23 protein-coding genes and 1 tRNA gene are annotated in these 25304 nt (G+C 54.5%); 9 read left to right on the top strand and 15 right to left on the bottom strand.

Going from position 1 to position 25304, the window contains the following annotated elements; all coding sequences use genetic code 11:
• Positions 1-32: 32 nt before the first annotated feature.
• Together ACFE7X_RS21620 and ACFE7X_RS21625 are read left to right on the top strand one after the other, a co-directional pair.
• Positions 33-152, top strand: coding sequence for a sugar transferase (locus ACFE7X_RS21620; protein WP_375437789.1), 120 nt, complete (start codon positions 33-35; stop codon positions 150-152).
• A 107-nt stretch (positions 153-259) separates the two neighbouring features.
• Positions 260-1018 (top strand): WecB/TagA/CpsF family glycosyltransferase, encoded by a 759-nt coding sequence (locus ACFE7X_RS21625; protein WP_375437768.1) that lies wholly within the window; start codon positions 260-262, stop codon positions 1016-1018.
• Positions 1019-1127: 109 nt separating this feature from the next.
• On the opposite strand, the gene ACFE7X_RS21630 is transcribed toward ACFE7X_RS21625, so the two are convergent.
• The 4 genes from ACFE7X_RS21630 to ACFE7X_RS21645 all read right to left on the bottom strand — a co-directional run bounded on the left by ACFE7X_RS21630 (position 1128) and on the right by ACFE7X_RS21645 (position 6161).
• Complete coding sequence (locus tag ACFE7X_RS21630; protein WP_375437769.1) at positions 1128-2288, bottom strand: hypothetical protein; 1161 nt, start codon at positions 2286-2288, stop codon at positions 1128-1130.
• A gap of 103 nt (positions 2289-2391) precedes the next feature.
• The gene (locus ACFE7X_RS21635; RefSeq protein WP_375437770.1) at positions 2392-4788 is read right to left on the bottom strand and encodes a polysaccharide biosynthesis tyrosine autokinase; all 2397 of its coding nucleotides are present in this window, start codon (positions 4786-4788) and stop codon (positions 2392-2394) included.
• 47 nt (positions 4789-4835) lie between these two features.
• Complete coding sequence (locus ACFE7X_RS21640) at positions 4836-5618, bottom strand: polysaccharide biosynthesis/export family protein (protein WP_375437771.1); 783 nt, start codon at positions 5616-5618, stop codon at positions 4836-4838.
• A 469-nt stretch (positions 5619-6087) separates the two neighbouring features.
• Positions 6088-6161, bottom strand: a tRNA-Asp gene (locus ACFE7X_RS21645).
• Between the two features lie 251 nt (positions 6162-6412).
• Here ACFE7X_RS21645 and ACFE7X_RS21650 point away from each other — a divergent pair.
• The 5 genes from ACFE7X_RS21650 (at position 6413) to ACFE7X_RS21670 (ending at position 10586) form a co-directional block, all read left to right on the top strand.
• Entirely contained in the window at positions 6413-7360 is a 948-nt protein-coding gene (locus tag ACFE7X_RS21650; RefSeq protein WP_375437772.1) for an acetyl-CoA carboxylase carboxyltransferase subunit alpha, read from the top strand.
• 66 nt (positions 7361-7426) lie between these two features.
• A complete protein-coding gene (locus ACFE7X_RS21655; RefSeq protein WP_375437773.1) occupies positions 7427-8275 on the top strand; it encodes an MBL fold metallo-hydrolase in 849 nt (282 codons plus the stop codon).
• A gap of 53 nt (positions 8276-8328) precedes the next feature.
• Complete coding sequence (locus ACFE7X_RS21660) at positions 8329-9129, top strand: patatin-like phospholipase family protein (protein ID WP_375437774.1); 801 nt, start codon at positions 8329-8331, stop codon at positions 9127-9129.
• Positions 9130-9347: 218 nt separating this feature from the next.
• On the top strand, positions 9348-9920 hold the full coding sequence (locus ACFE7X_RS21665) for a 1-acyl-sn-glycerol-3-phosphate acyltransferase (RefSeq protein WP_375437775.1): 573 nt from the start codon (positions 9348-9350) through the stop codon (positions 9918-9920).
• Positions 9921-10022: 102 nt separating this feature from the next.
• Complete coding sequence (locus ACFE7X_RS21670) at positions 10023-10586, top strand: hypothetical protein (RefSeq protein WP_375437776.1); 564 nt, start codon at positions 10023-10025, stop codon at positions 10584-10586.
• A gap of 83 nt (positions 10587-10669) precedes the next feature.
• Here ACFE7X_RS21670 and ACFE7X_RS21675 read toward each other — a convergent pair whose 3' ends face one another.
• Positions 10670-11335 carry a DUF4159 domain-containing protein gene (locus tag ACFE7X_RS21675; RefSeq protein WP_375437777.1) on the bottom strand — a complete coding sequence of 222 codons (666 nt, stop codon included), beginning with the start codon at positions 11333-11335 and terminating at the stop codon, positions 10670-10672.
• A 218-nt stretch (positions 11336-11553) separates the two neighbouring features.
• Between ACFE7X_RS21675 and ACFE7X_RS21680 the strand changes: the two genes are divergently transcribed.
• On the top strand, positions 11554-12987 hold the full coding sequence (locus tag ACFE7X_RS21680; protein WP_375437778.1) for an RtcB family protein: 1434 nt from the start codon (positions 11554-11556) through the stop codon (positions 12985-12987).
• Positions 12988-13002: 15 nt separating this feature from the next.
• Here ACFE7X_RS21680 and ACFE7X_RS21685 read toward each other — a convergent pair whose 3' ends face one another.
• From ACFE7X_RS21685 to pckA, 3 genes are all read right to left on the bottom strand, one after another.
• On the bottom strand, positions 13003-13704 hold the full coding sequence (locus ACFE7X_RS21685; protein WP_375437779.1) for a 16S rRNA (uracil(1498)-N(3))-methyltransferase: 702 nt from the start codon (positions 13702-13704) through the stop codon (positions 13003-13005).
• Positions 13705-13829: 125 nt separating this feature from the next.
• The gene (locus tag ACFE7X_RS21690; RefSeq protein WP_375437780.1) at positions 13830-14615 is read right to left on the bottom strand and encodes a S1/P1 nuclease; all 786 of its coding nucleotides are present in this window, start codon (positions 14613-14615) and stop codon (positions 13830-13832) included.
• 232 nt (positions 14616-14847) lie between these two features.
• Positions 14848-16470, bottom strand: a complete 1623-nt coding sequence (gene pckA, locus ACFE7X_RS21695; protein ID WP_375437781.1) for a phosphoenolpyruvate carboxykinase (ATP) — start codon at positions 16468-16470, stop codon at positions 14848-14850.
• A gap of 229 nt (positions 16471-16699) precedes the next feature.
• Here pckA and ACFE7X_RS21700 point away from each other — a divergent pair, with 229 nt between their 5' ends.
• Positions 16700-18439, top strand: a complete 1740-nt coding sequence (locus ACFE7X_RS21700; protein ID WP_375437782.1) for a peptide MFS transporter — start codon at positions 16700-16702, stop codon at positions 18437-18439.
• A 173-nt stretch (positions 18440-18612) separates the two neighbouring features.
• On the opposite strand, the gene groL is transcribed toward ACFE7X_RS21700, so the two are convergent.
• The 7 genes from groL to ACFE7X_RS21735 all read right to left on the bottom strand — a co-directional run bounded on the left by groL (position 18613) and on the right by ACFE7X_RS21735 (position 25056).
• Entirely contained in the window at positions 18613-20256 is a 1644-nt protein-coding gene (gene groL, locus ACFE7X_RS21705; RefSeq protein WP_375437783.1) for a chaperonin GroEL, read from the bottom strand.
• 41 nt (positions 20257-20297) lie between these two features.
• Complete coding sequence (gene groES / locus ACFE7X_RS21710) at positions 20298-20588, bottom strand: co-chaperone GroES (RefSeq protein WP_022824852.1); 291 nt, start codon at positions 20586-20588, stop codon at positions 20298-20300.
• 270 nt (positions 20589-20858) lie between these two features.
• Positions 20859-21275 (bottom strand): preprotein translocase subunit SecG, encoded by a 417-nt coding sequence (gene secG, locus ACFE7X_RS21715; RefSeq protein WP_375437784.1) that lies wholly within the window; start codon positions 21273-21275, stop codon positions 20859-20861.
• Complete coding sequence (locus ACFE7X_RS21720; protein WP_375437785.1) at positions 21276-22745, bottom strand: hypothetical protein; 1470 nt, start codon at positions 22743-22745, stop codon at positions 21276-21278. It lies immediately after the preceding gene.
• A 136-nt stretch (positions 22746-22881) separates the two neighbouring features.
• Positions 22882-23433 (bottom strand): LptE family protein, encoded by a 552-nt coding sequence (locus tag ACFE7X_RS21725; protein WP_375437786.1) that lies wholly within the window; start codon positions 23431-23433, stop codon positions 22882-22884.
• The gene (locus tag ACFE7X_RS21730) at positions 23414-24727 is read right to left on the bottom strand and encodes a sigma-54 interaction domain-containing protein (RefSeq protein ID WP_375437787.1); all 1314 of its coding nucleotides are present in this window, start codon (positions 24725-24727) and stop codon (positions 23414-23416) included. Before ACFE7X_RS21730 ends, ACFE7X_RS21725 begins: the two co-directional genes overlap by 20 nt.
• A 50-nt stretch (positions 24728-24777) precedes the next feature.
• A complete protein-coding gene (locus tag ACFE7X_RS21735; RefSeq protein WP_375437788.1) occupies positions 24778-25056 on the bottom strand; it encodes a type II toxin-antitoxin system HicB family antitoxin in 279 nt (92 codons plus the stop codon).
• Between the last annotated feature and the right edge of the window lie 248 nt (positions 25057-25304).

Consider the following 25304-nt stretch of genomic DNA (forward strand, 5'->3'; position numbering starts at 1 on the left):
GGCTGCGGGGCGAGACCCGGGCGGCGGGGGCCATGGAGAAGCGCGTCGAGTACGATCTGCAATACATCCAAGACTGGTCGTTTGGGCTGGATATGAAAATCATCGGCCTCACCGTCTGGAACCTGCTCCGAGGCGAGAAGAACGCTTACTAGCAACGGCCGAAAGTCTTTCACTTATCCTGAAAGATTCTGTACTTTATCGGAAAAGCGCGGCTAGTCTAGTCGGGCTTTTTCTTGTGTGCCTTTAAAACTAACGCTTCATGCTACCTAAACGCCTTGTGCTGGGTACGGGTATATCAACTGGCTCGCTGGCCGACTTTGTATCCACTATTCTCGACCAGGGAGCGGCGCGTACTTCTGCTTACGTATGCTTTGCCAATGTGCACATGCTGGTCGAGGCGCATCGAGACCCTTCGTTTCAGCGGATATTGGAAGAAGCAAGCCTGGTTACGCCCGATGGCACGCCCGTAGCGGCAGCGGTGGGGTGGTTCCATCACAAACCGCAGGAACGCGTAGCCGGCATGGACTTAGTGCCCGTATTACTGTCTGAAGCTGCCCGCCGCAACCAATCGGTTTATTTCTACGGCACCACGCCGGAGGTGCTCAGCGCCATTGTTGCCCGCGCCCGCCGCGAACTGCCTACGCTACGCATTGTCGGCACTCATTCCCCACCGTTCCGGCCCCTGACGCCCGAAGAAGATGCCGCCGATGTAGCTGCCATCAATGCTGCTGACCCCGACCTGTTGTTTGTGGCGCTGGGTTGCCCTCGGCAGGAACGCTGGATGGCCACCCATCGAAATCAGATCAGAGCCTGTATGCTAGGCGTAGGGCAGGCTTTCTTGGTGTATGCCGGCCTAGAACAGCGCCTGCCCGTGTGGGCCCGCCGTATGGGCCTGGAATGGACGTACCGGCTGTGGCTGGAGCCGCGCCGGTTGTGGCGCCGTTACCTGGTCACGAATTCGCATTTCCTCTACCTCATGACGCGCAGTACGCTGGCGCGTTTGGGTGGTAAAGAATAGCTGTTATCTTAAGCTAGTCCTACTACGTCCAGCAGTATAAAATTCTCATTAAACGCATTATACGTAGAATAATAAAGGTCTTCTGGCTGAGGTTGTGCTATTTCTGGTTTCAAGGCCGTACCCCGACATACAAACGTTGCCGCCGCAGCTTTTGCTGCCAAAGAACCCACTCGTTGCGCTCGGTTTGCAAGCTAACAGGGTTAGGCAAGTGCTTGGTACCGATGCAAGGCGCGCAAAAACCGGTGCTTAAGTCGTGGCGGTTAGGGAGCGGCTGGTTGGTTCCCCACTTCACGTAGCCAATGGTATTCTGCTCGACGCGGTTCTGGCCGAAAGCGTCGGCTGGTAGCTTGTAGTAATTGAAGACGGCGGTGGCGGCGTAGGTGGCGTTGAGGCGGGAGCCATCGGGCAGCAGGCCGCTGGTGACCAGGCGGTTGTCGTGGAAGTAGATGTCGTGGCCGGCGGCAATGTTCATGGCCGCATTGCAGGTGCTGACAAACTGGTTGTGGTGCGCCTCGATATAAGCCGCGGTGGTGCCGGCGGTGCCGTTGGCATTGCCGTCGGTGGTGAGCCCTGTGCCATGAAACTCCTTTGCTGTGGCCGGCAAAGGGTAGGCGCCTTGCACGTAGTTGTCGTGCACCTGCGCTGGGCTTTCCGGCGTCCCCGACGAATCGTAGAAGTTGATGTTGTCCTCGACGGCGCTTTGGTTGGGCTGGTTGATGAACTGGTTGTAGCTAATCTCAATGCCGGGCACGTGCTGCACTGTATTAAGTTGCAAGAAGCTGCTGCGGGTGCTGCCCTGGTTGTTGCGCCAGCGTCCATCGCAGTTCAGCCCCTGATTGTAACGCACAATAAGGGTGGGTTGAGTTTGGGCATCGTCGCTCCAGCGGTCCACCACAATGCCGCTGGTTTGTTGTAAATAATTGTGCTCGATAACCAAGCGGCGGGCTTTGTAAGCCTCCAGAAAGCGCCCCCGTGGCTTGTCGTCGAGGGTGGGGGGCAAGCCGTAGCCACGAGAGTTGCGAACAACTAAATCGGCGCCGCCGCTGGCTCTTATCAAGTCGCCAGCTCCGGTTAGCTCACAGTTTTCCAGTATCACCGGCTCGGTGGTTTCAACCCGAATGCAGGGCACATTGGAGTCCAGGCTTCGGTAGACGCCGGTGTAAGTGCCGCCCTTCCTGATAACGAAGCTGGCATCGGCGCCCGCCTGGGTGGAAGCCTGTTGGAACAAGCAGAAGCCACTCAACAACCAACCAAGCAACAAATAACGCATAGGCCCAGCCGGAATGATGCACAACAACAAACAACACTACCCGGCGCTCAACCTAAAATACAAAGGTCCGCAGATGTTTGCGGGCCTTTGTCGTCTTATTTTTTCAATTACCGTTGCCGTAGCCGTAACTATAGGCCTTGGTTTTGTGTCGGTACTCGTAGGTTTTGGCGAAGTGTACATCGTTGATAACCATGTACAACTGCTTCACTTTCCGGTCCCGGTGCATCTCGTTGATTTGGTTTACCAAAGCCCGGTCGGTGTAGTTCTGCCGAACCACGTAAATGCTGGCATCGAGGTAGCGCAGCAGCACAATAAACTCCGACACATAGCCCATGGGCGGAATATCAATCAGCAGGTAGTCGTACTCTTGGCGCATGTTCGCCAGCAATTCCTCCATGCGGGCGCTTTCCAGCAGCTGCGTGGGGTTGTCGGGGATAGGGCCGCAAGTCAGCAAATCCAGGTTCGGAACGCCGGATGCCACGCGGGCTTGGTCGAGGGTGCTGCGGCCAGCTAGGTAGCTGCTCAGGCCTTCACCCAGGCTAATAGGCAAATTGAAGTAGCCCGCAATGGTCGGCCGCCGCATGTCGCACCCCAGTAACAGCACGCGCCGGCCGCTCTGGGCTAGCTCGGTAGCCAAATTCACGGCGCAGAAACTCTTGCCTTCCCCCGGCACCGACGATGTGACGCCAATTACACGCTTATCGAGGCCTGCCGACAGATATTGCAAGTTCACCCGAATCGAGCGAAACGACTCCGTAATAGGGTTGCGCACGTTTCGCAGCATCACGTTCTTGTCTACATCGGTGCCGTGGGGTATTACCCCGAGCAGGGGAATGTTGGTAATCTTCGACAGGTCTTCCTGGCTTTGAATCCGACGGTTCGTTTTGTCTAGTAGCAGCACGGCGCCGGCCGGTATAGCCAAGGCGGCAAGCAAGGCCAGTAACATCACCAACGGTTTCTTGGGCGCCGAAGGCCCCACGCCTATTTGGGCGGCCTGATCAACCACTTTTTTGTCGGTGGTGTTGGTAGCTAGCGCAATAGCGGCTTCGTTGCGCTTTTCCACCAGGAAGTTGTATTTCTTCTCATTGAAGTCAGTGGTAGTTTGCAACGAGCCTATTTGCCGCTCATTTTCCGGCATCTCACTCATCTGGTCCTGCACTTGGGCGAGCTGCTGGTTAACATCACGCAAAGCAATACCAGCCGCACGGGCCGAGCCCGACAAAGTGGACACCAAGGACTCTTTCGTGATGCGAATCTGCTGATCCAACTCAATGAGCATGGGGTTGTTGTTGGTGGCACTTACGGCCAGCGCAGCCCGCTTGCTGTTCAGCTCGGTGAGCTGCGTAATCAAGTTCGTAACGGCCGGGTCTTCCACGCCGGCGCCGCTCAGCGCTACCAACTGCGATACTGACCTGTTCTGGCGTAGGTAGCGCAGCATATTTTCGTAGTTTTTCTGGTCGGTGCTAAGCTTTGCCCGACGCATTTCCAGCGCGCTTCGCTGCTGAATACTAGCTCCCGATTGGGCCCCAACATCAACTACGCCCGTCTGCGAACGGTAGGAGCTAAGTTCCTGCGCCGACTCTTGCCGCGAACGGCCCATTTTGTTGATTTCCTCGTCGAGAAAAGCCACCGTACGGTTGCCAATCTGGTTTTTCTGGACAAGGTCCTGTTGCACGTACTGGTTCATCAGCGTGTTCAGGAACAGCGTTTCCTTCTCCGGCACCGAACCTTTGGTGGCCAGTTCCAAAATCCTTGATTCCCGGTCGGTGGCCCGTACTTTCAACTTGTTTTGGTACTCGGCGGTTAGGCTGTTTAGGTCGTGTAATTCAAAATAATACTCTTCGTCGGCGTCGGCGGGATAATTGCGCTCCGGGGCAATAACGACTGTCAGCAACGGCGTGCGGAGCGTGTCACCGGCTTTCACCGTCTGGTCGAAGTGGACGTCCGTTACTTCCCGCACAAATTCGCTGGTTGCTAGCCGCCGCAGGTTCCCCTTGCTGGCATCGGCGTGCACGCGGTAACTGCCATTGCCTTGCGGCTCCACATAAATCGGGATGCCCGTGAGTTGCGGCGCATTGGGGGCAAGCTGCACCCGAAACGGTACGGAGCCCAAGGCTCGTTCCCGCACCTGCAAGTTGCCGAAGCCGTTAAGCCAACTAGCCGCCGCGACGTGGTAGGATACCAAAAAGGGCAGTTGGGCCAACGTGCGTTTTACCTCGTCGGTGGAAGTTAAGATGCCGATTTCGTCTTCCAGCTTCACCACTTTTTCCTGACTGTCGAGCAGTTGGAGTAGTTCCTGGGTTTGCTTGGAGCCCGTGCGCTGGTTGCTCACCAGCAGCGTAGCCTTGAAATCGTAGACGGGCTCTTTGGTTTTCAGGTACATCCAAGCCACCAAACTGGTAAGCAGCAGCGAAGCCAAAAACAGCGGCCAACGGTTGCGGAGCTTGAAAAACAATTCGTGTAAATCTATTTCCTCGGAAGGAGCCGGGCGTGGTTCCATGTAGATAGTGAGCCAGGTGAAAGAAAAGATAGCACCTTAAGTAAGAATCAGTTAACAAAGAAACTAAGCAGCAGTACCACGGCCGAAATACCCGAAAAGACAATGCCCAGGTTATTGACATTGGCGCGGGATGATCGGGCCCTGAGGGGCTCTATATACAAGGCATCATTCGGCATAAGATAATAATAAGGAGACTTCAGCAGGTTGGGATCGGTCAGATTCAACAGTATAACTGCTGATCCTTTAGGGGTTTGGCGCACCAGCTTAATGTTTTCGCGGTTGCCAAATTCGGTGAGGTCACCGGCCATGCCTAGCGCTTCGAGCAGTGTAGCTTGGGAGTTATAAATGAAGTATCGCCCCGGAGTACGTACTTCGCCTAGTATCGTTACTTTAAAGCTAAGCAGTTTTACGAGTACCGTGGCATCGCGCACATAAAGCGCTACTGCTTTTTGCACAGCGTTTTGCGCTTCGTCGAGCGTGAGGCCCTGCACTTTCACCTTACCCGCGGTTGGTAGGGTAATCTGGCCGCGCTCATCAACCGAGTAGCCTGATAAGTACAACACGCCCGGTTCGCTGGAGTACAGCGTTTGCGACCCTGTAATGTTGAGGCTAGTGTTCAAATCAGCTTGGGCGCTTTGCACCTTAACGCTAACAATATCGCTCGGCTGCAACCGGTAGGGCTCCGGGTTGTTGTCGATGGGAGTAGCTCTTTCTGTTGTGAACGACGGATTTTGTAGATAAGGAAGCTTTTTTTGTGGTATGCAGCCACCTAACCCAATCAAAACAAACATGAAAACACTAAACCAACGAGAGAGTGAAGATAAGAGCATAGGCATGAGAGAAAACAAGGTGCGCCGGAGGTAAGCAGGAAATGCTTGAAACCTGAAATTCAGCTAATGAACGAAAAGTATTTCGAAACGGGTGGGTATGAAATAGGATTTTTACAAAAAAAACATTCACCCTGTTTATAATTGGCTCTTGTTTGAATTACTAAGCATAGATTTTATTATAATTAATTGGGATGCTTGTTTTGCCACTGTTCTTCGGCTTGGTGGCAGCGAAATCTAATGCTATTCTTTCTTGAAAGCTGAATAGTGGTTTCGGCTTTTCCTGCCTGGCTTGGGAAAAGAGACACGCCTAACGCCTACCTACTGCCAATAAAGCTTATTGGCTAGTGCTCATCCTTAGGGCTAGTAGGGAGTACAGGCAGCGACAAAGGAACTGGATGGGCTGGACCAAGGGCAAAGAAAAAGCCTCTGTGAGTGGATTACTCACAGAGGCTTTTTCTTTGCATTGCTGCGGTCCGGACGGGACTCGAACCCGCGACCTCCGCCGTGACAGGGCGGCATTCTAACCGACTGAACTACCGAACCAGTTCATGTTACCAGAAAAGCCAACCGCCTTTCGATAAGGTGCTGCAAAGGTAGCGCGCGCTATGACAATTCCCAACCTAGCCCCGATAAAATCAGGTATTTGCTGCCGTTTAACTCTTTTCTAGCTGAGAAACAGCTAGAAAACTTTCTTGCGTTACTAGTACCAGCAAGCGTGTGACGAGTGAGGCGGTTCACTTACCTTTGCCTCCTTCCTCTTCTCACCACCAACCCGACGCATTCCTTCCCGGCCAATGCTCCTTGATTTCGAACAACCCATTGCTGCCCTCGAAGGCAAGCTCCGCGAAATGCAACAACTGGCCCTCGACAGCCAGGTAGACGTTTCGGACGCCGTAACTGCTCTTGAGGCCAAAATCAAAGCCCTTAAAAAGGAAACCTACGCCAACCTAACCCGCTGGCAACGGGTGCAGCTTTCGCGCCATCCCGAGCGGCCCTACACGCTCGACTACATTGAGGGCATGAGCGAGAAGTTTGTGGAACTACACGGTGACCGGACCGTAGCCGACGACAAGGCCATGATTGGCGGGTTTGCCGATCTAAATGGGCGCTCCGTTATGTTCATTGGGCAGCAGAAAGGCCGTAACACCAAGCAGCGGCAGTTCCGTAACTTCGGAATGCCCAACCCGGAAGGCTACCGCAAAGCCCTGCGCCTCATGAAGCTGGCTGAAAAGTTCGGTAAGCCGATTGTAACCTTGATTGACACCCCTGGGGCTTTTCCGGGCTTGGAAGCCGAGGAGCGGGGGCAAGGCGAGGCTATTGCCCGCAACCTCAAGGAGATGTTTCTGTTGAAGGTGCCAGTTATCTGTATTATTATTGGGGAAGGCGCTTCGGGTGGTGCCCTTGGTATTGCCATCGGCGACCGGGTGCTGATGCTGGAAAACACCTGGTATTCGGTTATTTCGCCGGAGTCGTGCTCGAGCATTTTGTGGCGCTCCTGGGACTATAAGGAGCAAGCGGCCGAAGCGCTCAAACTCACGGCCACCGATATGCTGGCCGCTAAGCTAGTCGACGGCATTGTGAAGGAACCTCTCGGCGGTGCTCACACCGACATGCCCAAGATGATTCAGGCCCTCAAAAAAACGATTATCAAAACCCTCGACGAGCTGGAGGCACTGCCCCACGAGGAACGCATCAGCCAGCGGATCGACAAGTTCTCGGCCATGGGCGTAGTGATGGAGTAGGTTGAAAAGTTGAATGAGTGGTTGTTCAACAATTGCAGGAACCGCTAGCCATCAAACAATTCAACAATGCAAATTCATACGCTCGATACCGGCCTGTTTAAGTTGGATGGTGGTGCCATGTTTGGGGTAGTGCCCAAGAGCATGTGGCAAAAGCTTAATCCCGCCGACGACAACAATATGTGCACCTGGGCCATGCGCTGCCTGTTGATAGAGGATGGTAACCGCCTGGTACTCGTCGACAACGGCATCGGCGACAAGCAAGACCAGAAGTTTCGTGGCCATTTCTACTTGCACGGCGACGACACGCTAGAGAAATCGTTGCGGGAGCGAGGTTTCACGGCCGCCGATATTACGGACGTGTTCCTGACCCATTTGCACTTCGACCACTGCGGCGGCTCGGTTGTGCGCACCCCCGACGATAAGCTCCAACTCGCTTTTCCGAACGCCACCTACTGGAGCAACCAAGCCCACTGGGACTGGGCCGTAACGCCCAACCCGCGCGAAAAAGCGAGCTTCCTGAAGGAGAACATCTTACCGATTCAGGAAAGTGGCCATTTGCAATTCATTGATTCAGTGGCTGGCGTGCCCGATGCGTTGCCCAGCTTTCAGGAAATCATTTTCGCCGATGGGCACACCGAGAAAATGATGTTGCCCATGTTGCGCTACAAAGACCGCACGCTGGTGTTCATGGCTGATTTGCTGCCTAGCACCGGGCATGTGCCCTTGCCTTACGTAATGGCCTACGATATGCGCCCGCTCGTGACCATGACCGAGAAAGAACAGGTACTGCACCGCGCCGCTGACGAAAACTGGGTGCTGGTGCTTGAGCACGACCCACGGGTGGAGTGCTGCACAGTGCAGCACACTGAAAAAGGAGTTCGCCTGGCCGAGACCTTCCGTTTAACGGAATTGTAAGATTGTCGCTGCTTGTTCCTAGTTTCATCCCAGCTTGACTAGTCCTGCTTATTTTGTCTGACTTCACCGGAAACGAGCAATCAACAAGCAGCTATTCCCTTGGCCTAGCTTTGTCGGGGGGAGGGGCGCGGGGTATTGCCCACTTAGGAGTACTAGCCGCCCTCGACGAGTTGGCTCTACCGCTGACTCAACTGGCGGGAGTATCATCGGGCGCTATTGCGGCCACGTTTTATGCGGCTGGCTTTGCGCCCCGTGAGATTTTGCGGCTCTTTACAAGCGTCAATTTCACCCGCCTAACGCGTCTCTCCCTTAGCCGCTACGGTTTGTTGCGCCTCGACGCCGTGCAGGTTTTGTTGGCCCAGCACTTGGGGGCCGAGTGCACATTTGCTGACTTACACCGGCCGCTCACGCTAGTTGCCACTGACTTAACGGAAGGCATCTCCATCTACTTCTCGGAAGGATTGCTGATTCCGCCTCTTTTGGCTTCATCGGCCGTACCTATTTTGTATCGGCCGGTGGAATTTGAAGGGCGCCAACTCGTAGATGGCGGTTTACTCAACAACTTGCCCGTTGAGCCCTTGTTAGGGAAAGGTCTGCGAGTGGTAGGCGTCAACTGCAACCCCGTCAACCGCGCGGCGCGCGTCACTACGTTCCGGACGCTGGTCGAACGGACGCTTAACCTCGCCATCAACGCCAATACCACGCTCAACAAGCAGCAATGCGACTTGCTGCTAGAGCCGCCGGAGCTGCGCCTATACCGCACACTAGATTACCGGCTAGCACAGAAGTTGTTTGATATCGGCTACCAGCACACAATGGGCCAGGCGGCGGCGCTGACGGCGCTATTACACTAAAGTGCTAGGCGGCCCTGGCGCGCGCAACGTTTGCTTTCGCTTTACACCTCGCCTAGCAACCTGCGCTAAACGAGGCCGTTGCAGCGGCACAGGGTCGGCTGTTCAGCTATATGCAAATCAGTGCTTTGTGCTGCGGTGGGGTGGCCCGCATTCGTATTTCAATCTTTTACTTCTAGCTTTACTCTTGGCTCAAACCCACACGAGCCCTTATTTTCTGCATGGCTGCCCGCAAAACCTCTACCTTCTGGTATTACGTCTCGAAAGCAATTTTCCGGGTAGCCGGCTGGAAACTCAACGGCGTAGTGCCGCCCAACATCAGGAAGAGCATGATGATTGCCGCGCCACACACCAGTAACTGGGACTTTATTATGGCTCGCGCTGCTTTCTTCCTCATGGATGAGGACGTTAAGCTGACTATCAAGAAAGAGTGGACGACTATCCCGGTGCTCGGCGGCTTGGTACGGTCGTTGGGCGGGTTGGCCGTGGACCGCAGCAAAAACAACAGCCTTGTTGATGGTATGGTGCAACTGTTCGATGAGCGCGACGAGCTTGTAATTCTGATTACGCCCGAAGGCACCCGCGCTTACCAACCGCGCTGGCGCAAAGGGTTTTATTTTGCGGCGCTAGGCGCGGGCGTGCCCATCCTGTTGGGGTTCCTCGATTACAAGAAGAAAGAAGCCGGCGTAGGACCAGCCATCTATCCCACCGGCGACTACGAGGCTGATCTTGAGAAGATAAAGGCCTTTTACCGCACCAAATCGGGCCGATTTCCGGAAAATGGTATTCGGTAAGTGTTCAGGAAGAGAAACACTGAATAACTTGACTGTTGGTCTTCCGGCAAGGCAGTAGTCAGGCAACCATCAAGTCATTCAATCACTTAGCCTTGCTTCAAGATGGAAAAGCTGCAAATACTGCTCTTAATTGTGCTTGGTTTCGGCATTTTTATTTGGCGCATGGCGCAAAAAGCGCGCGAGACAACGGCCCGTGAGCAGCGCGAACGGCCCAAAACTACGGGGAAAGTACCGCCGCTGCCTGCCACATCTTTCCAGGAGATGCTAAAGCAGATGCAGGAGCAAAACCGTGCCGGCAACCCAACTACTGCGCCGGTGCCCTCGGCCACTCGGCCTACGCCAACTACACCGGCCGGCCGGCCACTGCCCCGCGAAACGACCCCCGTTCCTCGTAGCTTAGAGCAAACTACCGCGACGCCGAAATCTTTGGAGAGGTTTAGAGAGGCTCGTTCGCTGGAGACTCCCAGGCAGGAAGCGCGCCGCGCCGCGGCATTACCCCGCGCTACCACGCAACACGGCCAAGAAGACTACTGGAGCCAGACCCAGTCGCGCCGTCGTGAAGAAGCCCGTCTGCAAGCACGAAGTAGCATAGCGGACCGCCTGCGAAATCCAGCGGATTTGCGTGCCGCATTTGTTTTAAGCGAAATTCTGCAACGGAAATTTTAGGCCGGATAGCCTAAATAACAGTGGGTCGTTCAACTATTCCTTGCTAGTTGAGCGACCCACCGTTATTTAAACTATTCTACAAGTTAATCCTGCGTCAGTGCGTAAGTCACCAGGTTAGCCCCCATGCGTAGAGCCGCATCATGCGTGGCGGGGGTGTCTTCGGGGTAAGTGCCGAGGTCTTCCCAGCCGTTGCCGAGGTCGCATTCATAGCTATAGAAGCATACCAACCGGCCTTTGTAGAGGAGGCCAAAGCCTTGGGGGCGTTTGCCATCGTGCTCATGCACTTTGGGCAAGCCTTTCGGAAACTGAAATTTCTGGTGATAGATGGGGTGGGAGAAAGGCAGTTCCACGAAGTCTAGTTCGGGAAACACCTTTTTCATTTCGGGCCGGATAAACTTGTCGAGGCCATAGTTGTCGTCGATGTGCAGAAACCCGCCACCCGTCAGGTAGCGGCGCAGGTTCTTGGCCTCGCCTTCCGTGAAAGCCACGTTGCCGTGGCCGGTCATGTGCACGAAGGGATACGTCAGCAACTCCGGTGAATCCAGCTCCACGGTGGCCTCATCGGGGGCGATGTTGGTGCGCAACGCTTGGTTGCAGTAGCGGATCAGGTTGGGCAAGGAGGTCTTGTTGGCATACCAGTCCCCGCCGCCGCCGTAGTGCAGCTTGGCTATGCGGAAGCTGGTAGCAGGAGGAGAGAAAGCCGTGAGAGAAAACAAGAGCAGAACAGTCAGCAGCAGGTTTTTCAGCATGGGTATTTGATGTGGAGTAGGCGCACTGTAAAACAAAGTAACGGATAGACGGGAAAGTTCAGACTATTAGGGCAAACCCAAACCATCTTCTCCTTATTGTCAGACCTTGCTTGCGCTACAGGAAGTGCCTGCGGCGGTTTTCGGTGGTCTACTAAGTTTTAATTCATTTCTTGCCAAACGAAGGCGGTTGCCTGACCGCTGTGTATGAACTAGCACCAATGGTAACCGGAAAAGATTTATTGAACCTTGGGTTGAAATCAGGCAAGTGGTTTAAGCAGGCCCTCGAGCACATCAACGCCTATAGCCTAGAAGGCGAAACGCTACGTGCCTACCTCGACACTGTGAAGCCCGCGCCGGAAATTCCGCTTCTGGAAAAACCGGTGCCTTTTTACGAGAACATCAGCGCCGACACGCCAGTGGAGCAAGCCAATATTGACTACGTAAGGCAGTCGATGCACCAGCTAATGCGGACCCCTACGGTGGTGGCCGGCGCCATCATGCCCGACGCCTGCCCGGCGGGCCCTCCAGGCACCATTCCGGTTGGGGGTATTGTGGTTGCTCGCAACGCCATTCACCCCGGCATGCACAGCGCCGATATTTGCTGTTCTGTGATGCTGACCAATCTAGGCAAGGTAAACCCCAAAAGCGTACTCGACGCTGCGCAGCAAATCACGCATTTCGGCCCCGGCGGCCGCTCGCCCGAGCGGCAGTTTGCGTTGCCCGCAGAAATTGAGGCCGAAATGCAAGCCAATCCATTTTTAAACTCGCTGCGTAGCCTCAATTTTGCCCGTGAGCATCTAGGCACTCAGGGCGACGGCAACCACTTTCTCTACGTCGGAACTTCGCGCAATACCGGTGACACGGTGTTGGTGTCCCACCACGGTTCCCGGGGAGTGGGTGCGGCGCTGTATACGCAGGGGATGAAGATGGCCGAACGGTTCCGCCAAGCCATTTCGCCCGACACAGATCCACACAATGCCTGGATTCCTAGTCAGTCAACAGAGGGCGAGCAGTACTGGGCGGCGTTGCAAACTGTTCGGAAGTGGACCAAGCAAAATCACCTGTGCTTGCACGAGGCCATCGGTAGCGAGCTTGGGACGGTGGTGCAGCAGCGGTTTTGGAACGAGCATAATTTCGTGTTTCGCGACGGAGACTTGTTTTATCACGCCAAGGGAGCCACGCCGCTGGACTCGAAGTTCATGCCCGATATTACCGGCCCGCGCATCATTCCGCTGAACATGGCTCAGCCTATCCTTCTTGTGGAGGGCAACACCACTGAAACCAACCTGGGCTTCGCGCCCCACGGAGCCGGCCGAAACTTAAGCCGTACCCGTCACAAATTCAGCAAACTCGGCCAGACAAACGAAGACCTGTTTGCCGAGGAAACCCACGGCATTGACGCCCGATTCTACTTCAACCGCATTGACATTTCCGAACTGCCCAGCGCCTATAAGGATGCGGAGGACGTGAAGCGGCAGATTGCACAGTTCAACTTAGCCACCACCGTTGATGAAATTCGACCCTACGGCTGCATTATGGCTGGTGATTGGGAACAGGATGCGCCTTGGCGCAAAAAGAAGCTAGCCAAAGAGGCTGCGCGCCTAGCTGTCGACGACTCCCAAGCCGATAACTCGTCGTTGCAGCAAGAATAGCGTGTTGCAGTCTGTTTATTCTCGCACGACGTGTACCGTGTGTACGGCCGCTAGTGCGGCCGTTTCAGTGCGTAGACGCGAGGCACCCAGGGTCACGGGGCGAATGCCTTGCTCGAAAGCCGTCGCAATTTCATTGGGCGTAAAGTCGCCTTCGGGCCCGATGAGGATGCAGCAACTCGCTCCAGTAGCGGCTACGCGGGCCAGTGGCGTCCGTTCTCCTTCTTCCAGATGAGCAATGAACGTTGTTTCACCGGCCACCGAAGGCAAAAAGGCGGCGAAGTCTAGCATTTCGTCCAGCTCCGGCAGCCACGCTTGCCCCGATTGCTTGAGGGCACTGACCGCAATTTTGTGTAGGCGGTCCAGCTTTAGCTCGCGCCGCTCGGAGCGGGCACAGCGCAGAAATGATAACCGGTCGACCCCTATTTCGGTGGCTTTTTCCACCAGCCACTCCATCCGGTCGAGGTTTTTGGTGGGTGCCACGGCTACGTGCACAAAATAAGAACGGCGCGGCATCTGTTGTTCCTGCACAACGCGCAGCCGGCAGCGCTTGGCATCGGCGGCTTCCACTTCGGCCTGAAATACGCCGCCGCGGCCGTTCACCAATTCCACGGCCTCGCCGGCCATTAGGCGTAGCACACGCACTGCGTGTTTGCTTTCTTCTTCGGGCAGCGTATAGGTAGTGCCCGCTAAGCCGGGGGCATAGAAAGTATGCGGCATAAGACAAAGATAGCGGGATACTGCCCCGAAACAGAAAACCCTGCTAGCCAGAGCTAGCAGGGTTGTAGGGTAACAGAACGCGCTTTTATGTTGCTAATGGCTTGCCAGCGCAAGGGCTAGGCTATTTACTTAAGCGTTTCATTCAGAACAGCTGCTAGCCGTACTCCAGCCTGTTCGATGCGCTGTTTCATTAGCTCGGAGTGAGCGGGGTAGTACTTATAGTCGATGTCGCCGTTGGCGGGCTTGTCTCCATATATCTGTTCACTAGCCTGATACGACTCCCAAAGCCACTGTTCAGGCGACGCTTTCTGCCAAGCCTTCACCTGACGGCCGCGCAACTGCTGCTCATACTGCCCGGCTATTTCAGTGTAGCTAAGGCCTTGGTACTCAATTAGGCCACTGTCCCAGAGACTGTGCAGGTTGGTGTCTTTGCCGCGGTACTTCAGCTTAATATCGTTGCCACCTTTATCCTCGGCGTGGCCAGCATGTAAGGGCTGATGCACGTCGCCCACGATATGAACCACAAACTTAAGAGCTGCCAAGCGTTCAGCTTGTGTTTTCTGGGTGTCCTTTAAGATGCCCACCTGTGCCAGCAGGGCGCTGTAGGCATTGGGCTCCGTTTGGGCTTTGAGCTGCTGCACGTACTGGTCGTGGTTCAAGCCAGAGGCCGTGTTCACGTAGTGCCAAGGAGCGGTTTCCTTGAATTCCGGGTAGTAGCGGATTTCGTCGGGCCAGGTGCTAACCAGCGGCAGTGTTTCGGTGCCTAGCAGCTTCCGAATTTCCTTTTTGGCGTGACGGGAGAGGTGGTTTTCAGCAATTTTACCAATGGCGCGGTGCCCATCTACTCCCCAGGCCCATAAATGGAGAGGAGTAAGGAGCAGTAGTAAAACGGGCAGGAAGCGCTTACGCATGAAAGAGGAAGAAATGAGGAGTAGATTGACGCAGCAAAACTAACGGGTTTAGGTGGAACGTACCCGTCAGCAAGAACTTAGGAACTATAAGCAGGCAAAGACAATTATGGCCGTAAACAGAGATTTAGTAACCATAGAATGGTTGGTAGCAGTATGAATATCTTGTTCATGTAAAACTAAAAACCCCGCTAGCCAGATGCCAGCGGGGTTTTTAGAAAGGCTGCTTGTGCCTTTACACGCTGGCAGCCACTTCTACTTTCGGCGCACCGACCAAGATTTCAGCATTAGCAAAATCCGCGTACTTCTTGAAGTTCTCGACAAACTTGATAGCCAAGTCAGCCGCTGTTCTATCATACGCTTCCTTGTCAGCCCAGGTGTCACGCGGGTCAAGGAGGTGGTCGGGGACGTTGGGTACGGAGGTCGGCACTTGCACACCGAAAATAGGGTGCTTGCTGAATTCGATGTCGTCTAACTCACCGTTGAGCGCCGCTGTAATCATAGCGCGGGTGTAGCTCAGCTTCATGCGCGAGCCCACGCCGTAGGAGCCCCCCGTCCAGCCCGTGTTCACCAGCCACACATTCACGTCCGGATTTTCGTCCATCTTCTTGCCGAGCATCTCGGCGTATTTGGTGGGATGCAGGGGCAGGAACACTGCGCCAAAACACGCCGAAAACGTTGTCTGTGGTTCCGTAATACCCATTTCGGTGCCCGCGACCTTGGCCGTATAGCCCGACATGAAGTGGTACATGGCGTGGCTCTTGTCCAGCTTGCTAATCGGAGGAAGTACCCCAAACGCATCTGCTGTCAAAAAGAAAATGTTCTTAGGCGCATCTGCCACCGAAGGCTCGATGGCATTTGGAATAAAATGGAGGGGATAGGCCGTCCGGGTGTTCTCCGTCACCGATTTGTTGGCATAATCCACGGTAGTGGTGCCGGGGATGAAGCGAGTATTCTCAACAATGGCGCCCGTACGAATAGCATTCCAGATTTCCGGCTCTTTCTCCGCGCTCAGGTCGATAACCTTGGCGTAGCAGCCGCCTTCGAAGTTGAAGATGCCCGCATCAGGCGTCCAGCCGTGCTCGTCGTCGCCGATGAGGCCCCGGTTGGGGTCGGCGGAGAGTGTGGTTTTGCCCGTGCCCGAAAGGCCGAAGAAAATAGAAGTGTCGCCGTCCTTGCCTACGTTTGCGGAGCAATGCATGGGCAGCGTGCGCAGCTGGTGCGGGAGCAGGTAGTTGAGCACTCCGAAGATGCCCTTCTTCATCTCGCCGGCGTAGCCCGTACCGCCAAGCAAAATCATCTTCTTCGAGAAGTTGATAATGGCGAAGTTCTTTTGCCGCGTTCCATCTAGTGCCGGATCGGCCTCAAAGCCAGGGGCACAGACGATAGAGAAATCCGGTGTCCAGCTGGTGTCAGCGCCGGGTTCTGGACGCAAGAACATATTGTAACAGAACAAGTTGTGCCACGCCAACTCGTTTACTACGCGCAATTTAAGCGTGTAGTCGGGGTTGGCACCAGCATACGCGTCACGCACGTAAATTTCCTTATCAGTTAAATACGCCACCATCTTCTGGTGCAACTGATCAAACTTGGCGGCATCGAATGGAATGTTGATGTCGCCCCACCACACGCTGTCAGCCGTGCCGGCATCTCGTACGATAAACCGGTCTTTAGGAGAACGACCGGTAAAGATACCTGTGTCGGCCATTAGGGCACCTGTGTCAGTCAAAACTCCCTCATTGCGGCGAAGAGCTTCTTGCACAAGTTCGTCGGGGGATAAATTGAGATGAACCTGAGCTGCTTCGGTGAAGCCTAAGGGCTTTAAGCAAGCTAAAACAGTGGCGGCGGATTTTGTCATAAAGTCCGGAGATAGAGTGGGGTTATAGGGTAGGATGGGGAATCTGAAAGCAAAAATATAGGAAATAGATGATCCGCAAACGATTCCGGAGATTTATTTAGCGAAGATTCGCTGAAATAACCGCAAAAAACTAACAGTTGTCAGTAAACAAAGTTTTGTAGCTTTACCAACTACCGTTTGGTTGCAGCCAGCGGGCACTTTCCTTTCTCATTCATCTCTACTTTTCTTCATGCAAACTACCTCCGCTGTGCGAGAGCAGCCGCCCGTGGTTACCTCTACCAGCCATCCCAAGGGCCTGTACGTGCTGTTCGCCACCGAAATGTGGGAGCGGTTTAGTTACTATGGAATGCGCGCGCTGCTTGCCTTGTATATGGGCAAATCCTTGATCTTCAATAAGGAACTGACCTCCCGCGTATATGGTGACTACACGTCGCTGGTTTACCTGACGCCGTTGCTCGGAGGCTACGTGGCCGACCGGTACTGGGGTAATCGGCGCTCGATCTTGGCGGGCGGCTTGGTGATGGCACTAGGCCAGTTTGCGCTGTTTTTCTCGGCTTCCATGTACGTGGCTGGCCAAACGGAAGCGTCGTCGTTGCAATTAGGATTGTTCTTTTTGGGGCTGGGCTGCTTGATTTTCGGCAACGGCTTCTTTAAGCCTAACATTTCTTCGATGGTGGGCACGCTCTATCCCAAAGGCGACGGGCGTGTTGATGCGGCCTACACTATCTTCTACATGGGTATCAACCTGGGCGCGTTTTTCTCGCCCCTAGTCTGTGGTACCCTCGGCGACACGGGCAATCCTGCCGATTTTAAGTGGGGCTTCCTGGCTGCTGGCATTGGCATGCTTATCGGCTCGCTTACGTTCGAGCTATTCAAAAACAAGTATGTGGTAAACCCAGACGGCTCCCCACTAGGTGCCCGACCTGAGCGTAGTGTAGCGCACTCGCCCGTTGTGCCCGTGAACACCGATTCGCCGGTGCGTTCCGAAACCATTGCGCAGCCCACCAAAAGTTTCGCTAGTCAGTTGCCTAAGCTCATCGGCATTTTTGTAGTGGTATATGCCGCTATTGCTTGGTTGATGAATTATGACTGGATTGGCGCCCTAGTTTTCTCGGCCATGATTGTAATGCCCATGGCGGTGCTGGCCGATGCCTCCCTAACCTCGCGGGAGCGGGAGAAAATCTACGTGATTCTAATCCTGAGCTTCTTCGTGATATTCTTCTGGGGTGCTTTCGAGCAGGCCGGAGCTTCCCTCACGTTCTTTGCCGACGAGCAAACCGACCGGAGCTTCCTTGGAGGGACCGTGCCCGCCTCCTATTTCCAATCAGCCAATGCGCTGTTCATTATTCTGTTCGCGCCGGTGTTTGCCGTCATCTGGACGGTGATGGGTAAACGCCGTATCGAGCCTTCGTCGCCGCTCAAGATGTCGATGGGCTTGATGCTGCTGGCTGTTGGCTACCTCATCATTGCCTTCGGGGTGAAAGGGGTAGAAGCTACCACCAAAGTGAGCATGTTCTGGTTGATTACCATGTATATGTTGCACACTTTCGGCGAGTTATGCTTGTCGCCTATCGGTTTGGCGTTGGTAAATAAGCTAGCACCAGCTCGTTTTGCGTCGTTGCTGATGGCGGTGTGGTTTCTGGCTACGGCAGCCGGTAACAAGCTGGCCGGGGTACTTAGCGGCTTGTATCCTCCTGGCCCCGGAGAATTCAAAAAAGCTGCCGCCGTTGGCATTGATTTACCTGCCATCCTCAACGGCACGCAGCAAACTGCTGCCGATGTAGTAACCAAACTGCAAGGCTTGGAAATACCGTATCAGTGGCCTACTTTCTTCGGCATTCAAATCACCAACCTTTACGAGTTCTTCATGATCTTCGTAGCCCTTTCTGCTGCCGCCTCCATTATCCTGTTCTTCCTCTACCGCAAACTGGCGAAGATGATGGAAGAACCAGTAGCGCCAATTGCTTAACAGAGCGTGCGTGTACTGTAGCGCTATAAAAAGCCCCGCCGGACAATCCCGGCGGGGCTTTTTATAGCGCTAAGTGCAGTATGGCATTGTTAGAAATAGAAAGCCCCATCAGAAAGTTCTGACGGGGCTTCTACAGGGAACTGAATCCGTGTGAATTCAGCGGCAGGCGCTGATTACATCATGCCGCCCATGCCGCCCATGCCGCCGGCACCGCCGCCAGCGTGGCTGTGTTCTCTCTCGTTTTCCGGCTCGTCCGAAATCACGCATTCCGTGGTCAAAAGCAAACCAGCAATCGAAGCAGCATTCTCTAAAGCTAAGCGCGTTACCTTGGTAGGGTCAAGGATACCGGCCGCCATCAAGTTTTCGTACCGGTCTTCGCGGGCATTATAACCGTAGTCACCTTTGCCGTCGCGCACTTTCTGTACTACCACCGAGCCTTCGCCACCGGCGTTGCTTACAATAGTGCGCAGTGGCGCTTCGAGGGCGGTGCGAATGATGTTCACGCCCGTACGCTCGTCGAGGTTCAGTGTATTAACGGCTTCCAGTGAATCAAGAGCACGCACAAAAGCTACGCCACCACCCGGTACCACACCTTCCTCAACGGCGGCGCGGGTAGCGTGCAGGGCATCGTCAACCCGGTCTTTCTTCTCCTTCATCTCCACTTCCGTAGAAGCACCGATGTAGAGGATGGCCACACCGCCCGACAACTTGGCAAGGCGCTCTTGCAGCTTCTCCTTGTCGTAATCGGAAGTGGTGGTTTCGATTTGGGCTTTGATCTGGTTGATGCGGCTCGTGATGCCGTCTTTCTCACCCTTGCCATTGACAATCGTGGTGTTGTCTTTGTCAATAATGATTTTCTCGGCCGTACCCAAGTAGTCGAGGGTAGCGCTATCGAGCTTGTAGCCACGCTCTTCGGAAATAACCGTACCACCCGTCAGGACCGCAATGTCTTCCAACATGGCCTTACGACGGTCGCCAAAGCCGGGAGCTTTCACAGCGGCAATTTTCAACGAGCCACGCAGCTTGTTTACTACCAACGTAGCAAGAGCTTCGCCGTCTACGTCTTCCGAAACAATAACGAGAGGCTTACCAGTCTGAACCACTTGCTCGAGCACGGGCAGCAGCTCCTTCATGGTGCTCACCTTCTTGTCGTAAATCAGGATGTAAGGCGATTCGAGCTCCACTTCCATCTTCTCCGGGTTGGTTACGAAGTAAGGAGAGAGGTAGCCACGGTCGAACTGCATGCCTTCCACCGTTTTCACTTCGGTTTCGGTGCCCCGCGCTTCTTCTACCGTGATAACGCCTTCCTTGCCTACTTTGTCCATGGCATCGGCAATCATCTGGCCGATTTCCATGTCGTTGTTGGCCGAAATAGCGCCTACCTGAGCAATTTCCGAAGAGTTTTCAATCTTCTTCGACTGTGCTTTTAGGTTAGCAACTACGGCTTGCACCGCCTTATCGATGCCGCGCTTCAGGTCCATAGGGTTGGCCCCAGCCGCTACGTTCTTGGAACCAGCCGCATAAATAGCCTGCGCCAATACCGTGGCAGTAGTGGTACCGTCACCAGCCTGGTCGGCCGTCTTGGAAGCCACTTCTTTTACTAGCTGTGCGCCCATGTTCTCGATTGGGTCGCTCAGCTCGATTTCTTTGGCTACCGTCACACCGTCTTTGGTGATGGTTGGGGCGCCGAATTTCTTGTCGATAACCACGTTGCGGCCTTTCGGGCCGAGGGTTACTTTCACGGCGTTAGCCAGTTTGTCTACGCCACGCTTTAGCTTGTCGCGGCCGTCGGTGTCGAATTGGATGTTCTTAGCCATCTTAAGTTCGGATGTTTGAAATCAGGGAGAAAGGAATGGGCTTAGATTACGGCGAAAATATCCGACTCCCGCATAATGAGGTAGTCCTCGCCATCGATGGTGATTTCGGTGCCGGCATACTTACCGTAGAGCACTTGGTCGCCCACTTTTACTTGAGGCTGGATGGTGGTGCCGCTATCGGCCACTTTGCCTTCGCCTACGGCTACTACTTCGCCGCGCTGTGGCTTCTCCTTGGCCGTATCGGGAATGATGATGCCCGATTTGGTTTTCTCCTCGGCGGCGGCAGGCGCGATAATAACGCGGTCAGCCAGCGGTTTCATGCTAAGCGACATATTGTACGTTTTGGTTGAAAGGTTTACTTGAAACAAGGTGGTGTCCGCCTCCCCTCACTTCCTATGCCAGCCCGCCGAAACCTGACAGAATGAACACTAAAAAGGCGTATTGCGTCAGCATTCCATGCAAAGCCTGCCACACCTGACAGCGAAGTTCCGCCAAAAGCAACTAAAAAGGGCGCACGTAGGTGAGTCATTACTTTCCTTAAGGCCACAAAAAAAGAGCTTTCCGTCGGAAAGCTCTTTCTCAAGTAAATAAGTACTTGGAATCTACTGCGCTTGAGTACTAGGTGCCGGAGAAGGCGGGCCTTGAGGTGTAGCAGGAGCGGTTTGACCGCCTGGAGTTGCAGTGCCGCCTGGAGCCGCCGCCCCGGGAACGGCGGGTGTTGGAGTTGCGGGCAACTTAGTTTCAAGGGCTTTCCGCTGGTTGACGCTCCGGACTGGACCGGCGCCAGCAGAAGTACCACTAATTACATGAGTGCCTAGCGTCAGAACCATCAAACCAATTGCGAAGCCCCATGTCAGACGCTCTAGCAGGTCACCAGTGCGCTTCACGCCCATGAGGTTGGCCGCGCCACCCGAGCCAAATTGGCTTGACAGGCCACCGCCCTTAGGGTTCTGAGCCAGCACTACAATGGCCAGAAAGAAACACACGATAAGAATGATAACAATGAGTGCAGGATACATCTACTCGGGAGATTTCAGTTGTTGAATTTGGTCGGCAAAGTACGCGCTTTTTTCCGGCTGCCGCACCATGAGCTGCTCATATATTTCGATAGCTCGGTCAGTTTTGCCTTGCTTTACCATGATCTTAGCAAGGCTTTCGGAGGCCAAAGCCGCTGGTGCATACGTGCTGCGCGCGGCTAAATCCGTTTGCTCACTTACGGAAGGCAACACCCCCGGCGCTTTGAGCCGGGGCTGCACCTTCAGGAACCGATTAATAAGATCGAAGGACGACGGTGCCGGTATGGAGTGGGGCGCACTAGTGCTAGCAGCGTGTGCTTGCAGTAGTGCATCAGGCGGAAAAAACTCGGTAGCTGGTAGAGACAGCGTCAGCTCTTCGTCGCGCAACTGTAGCGCATAGCCGAAGCGACTACCGCCTTCTAGTAAGCCATAGGCTAACTCGGTATCAGCGCGGAAAGGGGGAGCTAGAGCCGTGGTAGTCGCCGGAGGAAATAGGGCATAGTCTTCTGCTTCTTCAATGGCCTCTTCGTCCTCATCGAGGCCAGGCAGCTGGTACAAGATAGGAACGGGCAGCTTGTTAGGCTCACTTAGCCCGAACTCGAAACGGGACGTGCCTACTTCGGCCGGCGGCCGAATAGGCGATGCCACAGCCGGCAGTACCTGCTCCGTATCTGCCTCTGGGGCAGCTGCTACGTCTGAAGTTTGGTTGGAGTCGGCGTCAATGCGAGGGCTATTCGGGCCTGATTCAACTGCGGGCGGTGAAGGTTCTGCCAGTGCAGTGCCAGTTGCTTCAACTTCAGCATTTGTAGACGAAACAAGCAGATCATCAGTGCTTTCTTCAGTTGCTTTGATTGCTTCCTCCGGCACCACGGAAACCAACGGTTCGATTATATCCGAAGTGTTAGGCTCTTCTAAGTAGCCGTTCGCTTGCTCGGTGAAGGCGAGAAGCGGCCCTGAATCTGCCGCTTGCTGAGTATCCGTTTCTGATTCTGATTCCGCAACAACAGGATCTGACGCAACGAGAGGTTCAGGTGTTGAAACTTGAGAGGTCCCCCATGCCGTTTCTGCTACGGCTGCGGTGGGCTCTTCCTGCGGTTCCAGCGGCTGGACGTCTTCGGTGACTAAAGATTGAAAGAAAGCCGTGGAGCCACTCACGCCGGAGGTAGAACCCGGCAAGCTGGCTTCAGTTGGCGCAGGCAACTCCCTCGGCACTGACAGCTCGACAGTAGTGGTTTCGGGAGCAGGCTGCTCCAGCAACTGCTGTAGTAGCTGCCGGTCGGCGGCGTAGGTGGCCGCTCGGCGTAGGCGTTGGCTGGCTAACATACTGCCTTGGTCGTGGGCCGCTTTGGCCAGCAGCACATGAGCGGTTTGGCAGTAAGGGAAAGCCGCTGCTAATTGCTCTAACTCTCGAATTTCAACCTCTGAAATGCTCCCCACGTGGTTGAGAATGTGCAACAGCGACGCGCGGGTCATAGAATAGATGGCTGAATGGATTAACAAATAAATTACTGATTACTAGGCTATAATCCGTAATTCAAGAATTTAAACGCGCAAAGCGTACAGGTTTCAATCGGCAAGAATACGGCAATTAACTCACTCAGCCGTTGTCTTACCAGTTGGCTACCGACTTGTTGAAGGCATCCGTGATGATATTCTGAGTGATGCGGCGCACGGCAGTTGGGTCATTGTTGATGCGCGCAATGTCCTGCGTGGCTGGAAAGTCGCCGTTGCTCTGGAAAGTTTGCTCGAAGTCTTGCTTGGGGTCTTTGGTGTTGGTGAATTTGACGCGCACTTGAATCGTGAGGCGGTTCACACCGGCTTGGTCCTGGCCGTTTTGCTGCTGAATAGCCGCCGGTGCGTAATCAAAGGCAATTATCTCTCCTTCAAACTGCAAGTCTCCGTCGCGGGCTACTTGCTTGATAGAGGTGTTGCGCTGAAAGTAATCCTTGAAATCTTCCGTGAACCGTTGCGACAGGGCGGAAGGCCCATTGTTGGACGTGTTCTGAAAAGTGGCAATAGAAATGGTCTTTACGGCTGGGTCGATGTTGGTGCCGCTAAAAGAGTAAACGGAACAGCCAGTTAGCGCCAGCATGAGTAGCAGCGAGCAGCTTAGCATCCAAGTTAGCGGGGTTGCCAGCCAATTACGCTTGTTCCAGGTCATATTGCTTGAGTTTGCGGTAAAGAGTGCGTTCGGAAATGCCAAGGTCGTGGGCGGCGTATTTGCGTTTGTTGTGGTGCTTCTTCAGCGCCTTCATAATCATTTCCTTCTCCTTGGCTTCCAGCGAAAGAGTTTCCTCTTCGGTTTCGTGCGGAATATCTTCTACGCGCTGCACTTCCTCCTCGTACTCGGTGGAATCGTCTGCTGAGTTAGGCGTGAAGATATAGTCAGTTGCGTCTCCGTCGGGAGAGGGCTGCCGGAGGGGACGGTGGCCAGCCTCGTAAGGCGCAAGGTTAGTGAACAAGTGGCTGTTCTGGCGCAGCATTTCCTGGGCTTCCTGCGGGCGTTGGCCAGCGGCCAAGTCGAGAACCAACTTCTTGAGGTCCGTCATGTCGCGCCGCATATCGAAAAGCACCTTGTAGAGCAGGTCCCGCTCGGAATACGTATTGCCGGCTCCATCGGTAGCAGCACCGGCAGCGTGGAGCAGCATAGGCAAACGGCTGCTTTGGTCGGCGGGCAGATACTGTCGCAGGCGGCGCGCATCTACCTCCCGATCGGTTTCCAGCACCGACATTTGTTCGGCTACATTCTTAAGTTGGCGGATGTTGCCGGGAAAGCGAAACCGTTGTAAGTCTTGCACGGCATCGGGTGTCAACGATATGGGTTTTACGCGGTAACGGTCGGCAAAGTCAGTTGCAAACTTTCTGAACAGTAGATAGATATCATCGCCACGCTCACGTAATGGTGGAACAATGATGGGTACCGTGTTCAGGCGGTAATAGAGGTCTTCGCGGAAGCGTCCTTCGCGCACGGCATCCAGCAGATTCACGTTGGTAGCCGCCACCACCCGCACATCGGTTTTCTGCACCTTGCTGGAGCCGACGCGGATAAATTCGCCATTCTCCAACACCCGCAGCAGGCGCGCCTGCGTGCCAAGGGGCATTTCCCCAATTTCGTCGAGAAAAATGGTGCCACCGTTGGTTACCTCGAAGTAGCCTTTGCGCGCTTCCTGAGCGCCCGTAAACGAACCTTTCTCGTGGCCAAACAACTCGGAGTCGATAGTGCCTTCGGGAATGGCGCCGCAGTTGATGGCAATGAACTGCCCATGCTTGCGCGGCGAGAGGGCATGAATAATCTTGGAAAACGATTCCTTGCCGGAGCCGCTCTCGCCGGTAATTAGCACCGTCATGTCGGTGGGTGCCACCTGCACTGCCACCTGAATGGCGTGGTTCAGGGTTGGGGCGTTGCCGATAATGCCGAAACGCTGCTTTATACTTTGTATTTCTGAAGGTGTCAAGGTCGGAGGTTGGTTTTCGTGATGAAGACGAAAAACGAGGGTGTTTTATTTTAAGCGTAGCGCAAACGAGGTCGTGGCGCAGGGATTGGGCGGTTAAGTTTCCGCGCAGCGTTGAGCCATTCCTCCGCGACCACAGCGACGTTGGCCAACGCTTCGGCTTGCGTTGCGCCCTCGGCCGCGCAGCCAGGCAGATCAGGCACTTCGGCTATAAATCGGGCGTCTTCGGCCCGCCAAAAGATGCCGATGGGGTAGGGTGGAATACCAATCCAGGTTCTATCAATCTGCTTTTTCTTACGAGGGAAGTTTTTGATAATGAGTAAACGTATCACCAGAAACATAATACTTCCAGTAAACAGCAAGGTGAAGAACTGCCAAATCAAAAACCCCGCCCCCATAACTTATTGAAAAACAGAGATTAAAACCTTGAATAACAGCGAAGCGAAACTATAGCTACACTGCTTCACCTAACAAGGTGCTGGCCGAGCGGGTATGCACAAGTACGTTTACGTAGTCGCCTTTCGCATAATGCTTCTTAGGAAAAATGACTACCTGGTTTTGGCTGTTGCGGCCGCTAAGG

The organism is uncultured Hymenobacter sp., assembly GCF_964242765.1.
GTDB lineage: Bacteria > Bacteroidota > Bacteroidia > Cytophagales > Hymenobacteraceae > Hymenobacter.

Coding starts and splice junctions, on each gene's coding strand:
- ACFE7X_RS21670 (WP_375437776.1), top strand. CDS start 10,023: ATGGAAAAGCTGCAAATACTGCTCTTAATTGTGCTTGGTTTCGGCATT.
- ACFE7X_RS21630 (WP_375437769.1), bottom strand. CDS start 2,288: ATGCGTTATTTGTTGCTTGGTTGGTTGTTGAGTGGCTTCTGCTTGTTC.
- ACFE7X_RS21680 (WP_375437778.1), top strand. CDS start 11,554: ATGGTAACCGGAAAAGATTTATTGAACCTTGGGTTGAAATCAGGCAAG.
- ACFE7X_RS21665 (WP_375437775.1), top strand. CDS start 9,348: ATGGCTGCCCGCAAAACCTCTACCTTCTGGTATTACGTCTCGAAAGCA.
- ACFE7X_RS21640 (WP_375437771.1), bottom strand. CDS start 5,618: ATGCTCTTATCTTCACTCTCTCGTTGGTTTAGTGTTTTCATGTTTGTT.
- ACFE7X_RS21675 (WP_375437777.1), bottom strand. CDS start 11,335: ATGCTGAAAAACCTGCTGCTGACTGTTCTGCTCTTGTTTTCTCTCACG.
- ACFE7X_RS21690 (WP_375437780.1), bottom strand. CDS start 14,615: ATGCGTAAGCGCTTCCTGCCCGTTTTACTACTGCTCCTTACTCCTCTC.
- ACFE7X_RS21725 (WP_375437786.1), bottom strand. CDS start 23,433: ATGACCTGGAACAAGCGTAATTGGCTGGCAACCCCGCTAACTTGGATG.
- ACFE7X_RS21635 (WP_375437770.1), bottom strand. CDS start 4,788: ATGGAACCACGCCCGGCTCCTTCCGAGGAAATAGATTTACACGAATTG.
- pckA (WP_375437781.1), bottom strand. CDS start 16,470: ATGACAAAATCCGCCGCCACTGTTTTAGCTTGCTTAAAGCCCTTAGGC.
- groES (WP_022824852.1), bottom strand. CDS start 20,588: ATGTCGCTTAGCATGAAACCGCTGGCTGACCGCGTTATTATCGCGCCT.
- ACFE7X_RS21685 (WP_375437779.1), bottom strand. CDS start 13,704: ATGCCGCATACTTTCTATGCCCCCGGCTTAGCGGGCACTACCTATACG.
- ACFE7X_RS21620 (WP_375437789.1), top strand. CDS start 33: ATGGAGAAGCGCGTCGAGTACGATCTGCAATACATCCAAGACTGGTCG.
- ACFE7X_RS21625 (WP_375437768.1), top strand. CDS start 260: ATGCTACCTAAACGCCTTGTGCTGGGTACGGGTATATCAACTGGCTCG.
- ACFE7X_RS21650 (WP_375437772.1), top strand. CDS start 6,413: ATGCTCCTTGATTTCGAACAACCCATTGCTGCCCTCGAAGGCAAGCTC.
- secG (WP_375437784.1), bottom strand. CDS start 21,275: ATGTATCCTGCACTCATTGTTATCATTCTTATCGTGTGTTTCTTTCTG.
- ACFE7X_RS21700 (WP_375437782.1), top strand. CDS start 16,700: ATGCAAACTACCTCCGCTGTGCGAGAGCAGCCGCCCGTGGTTACCTCT.
- ACFE7X_RS21720 (WP_375437785.1), bottom strand. CDS start 22,745: ATGACCCGCGCGTCGCTGTTGCACATTCTCAACCACGTGGGGAGCATT.
- groL (WP_375437783.1), bottom strand. CDS start 20,256: ATGGCTAAGAACATCCAATTCGACACCGACGGCCGCGACAAGCTAAAG.
- ACFE7X_RS21655 (WP_375437773.1), top strand. CDS start 7,427: ATGCAAATTCATACGCTCGATACCGGCCTGTTTAAGTTGGATGGTGGT.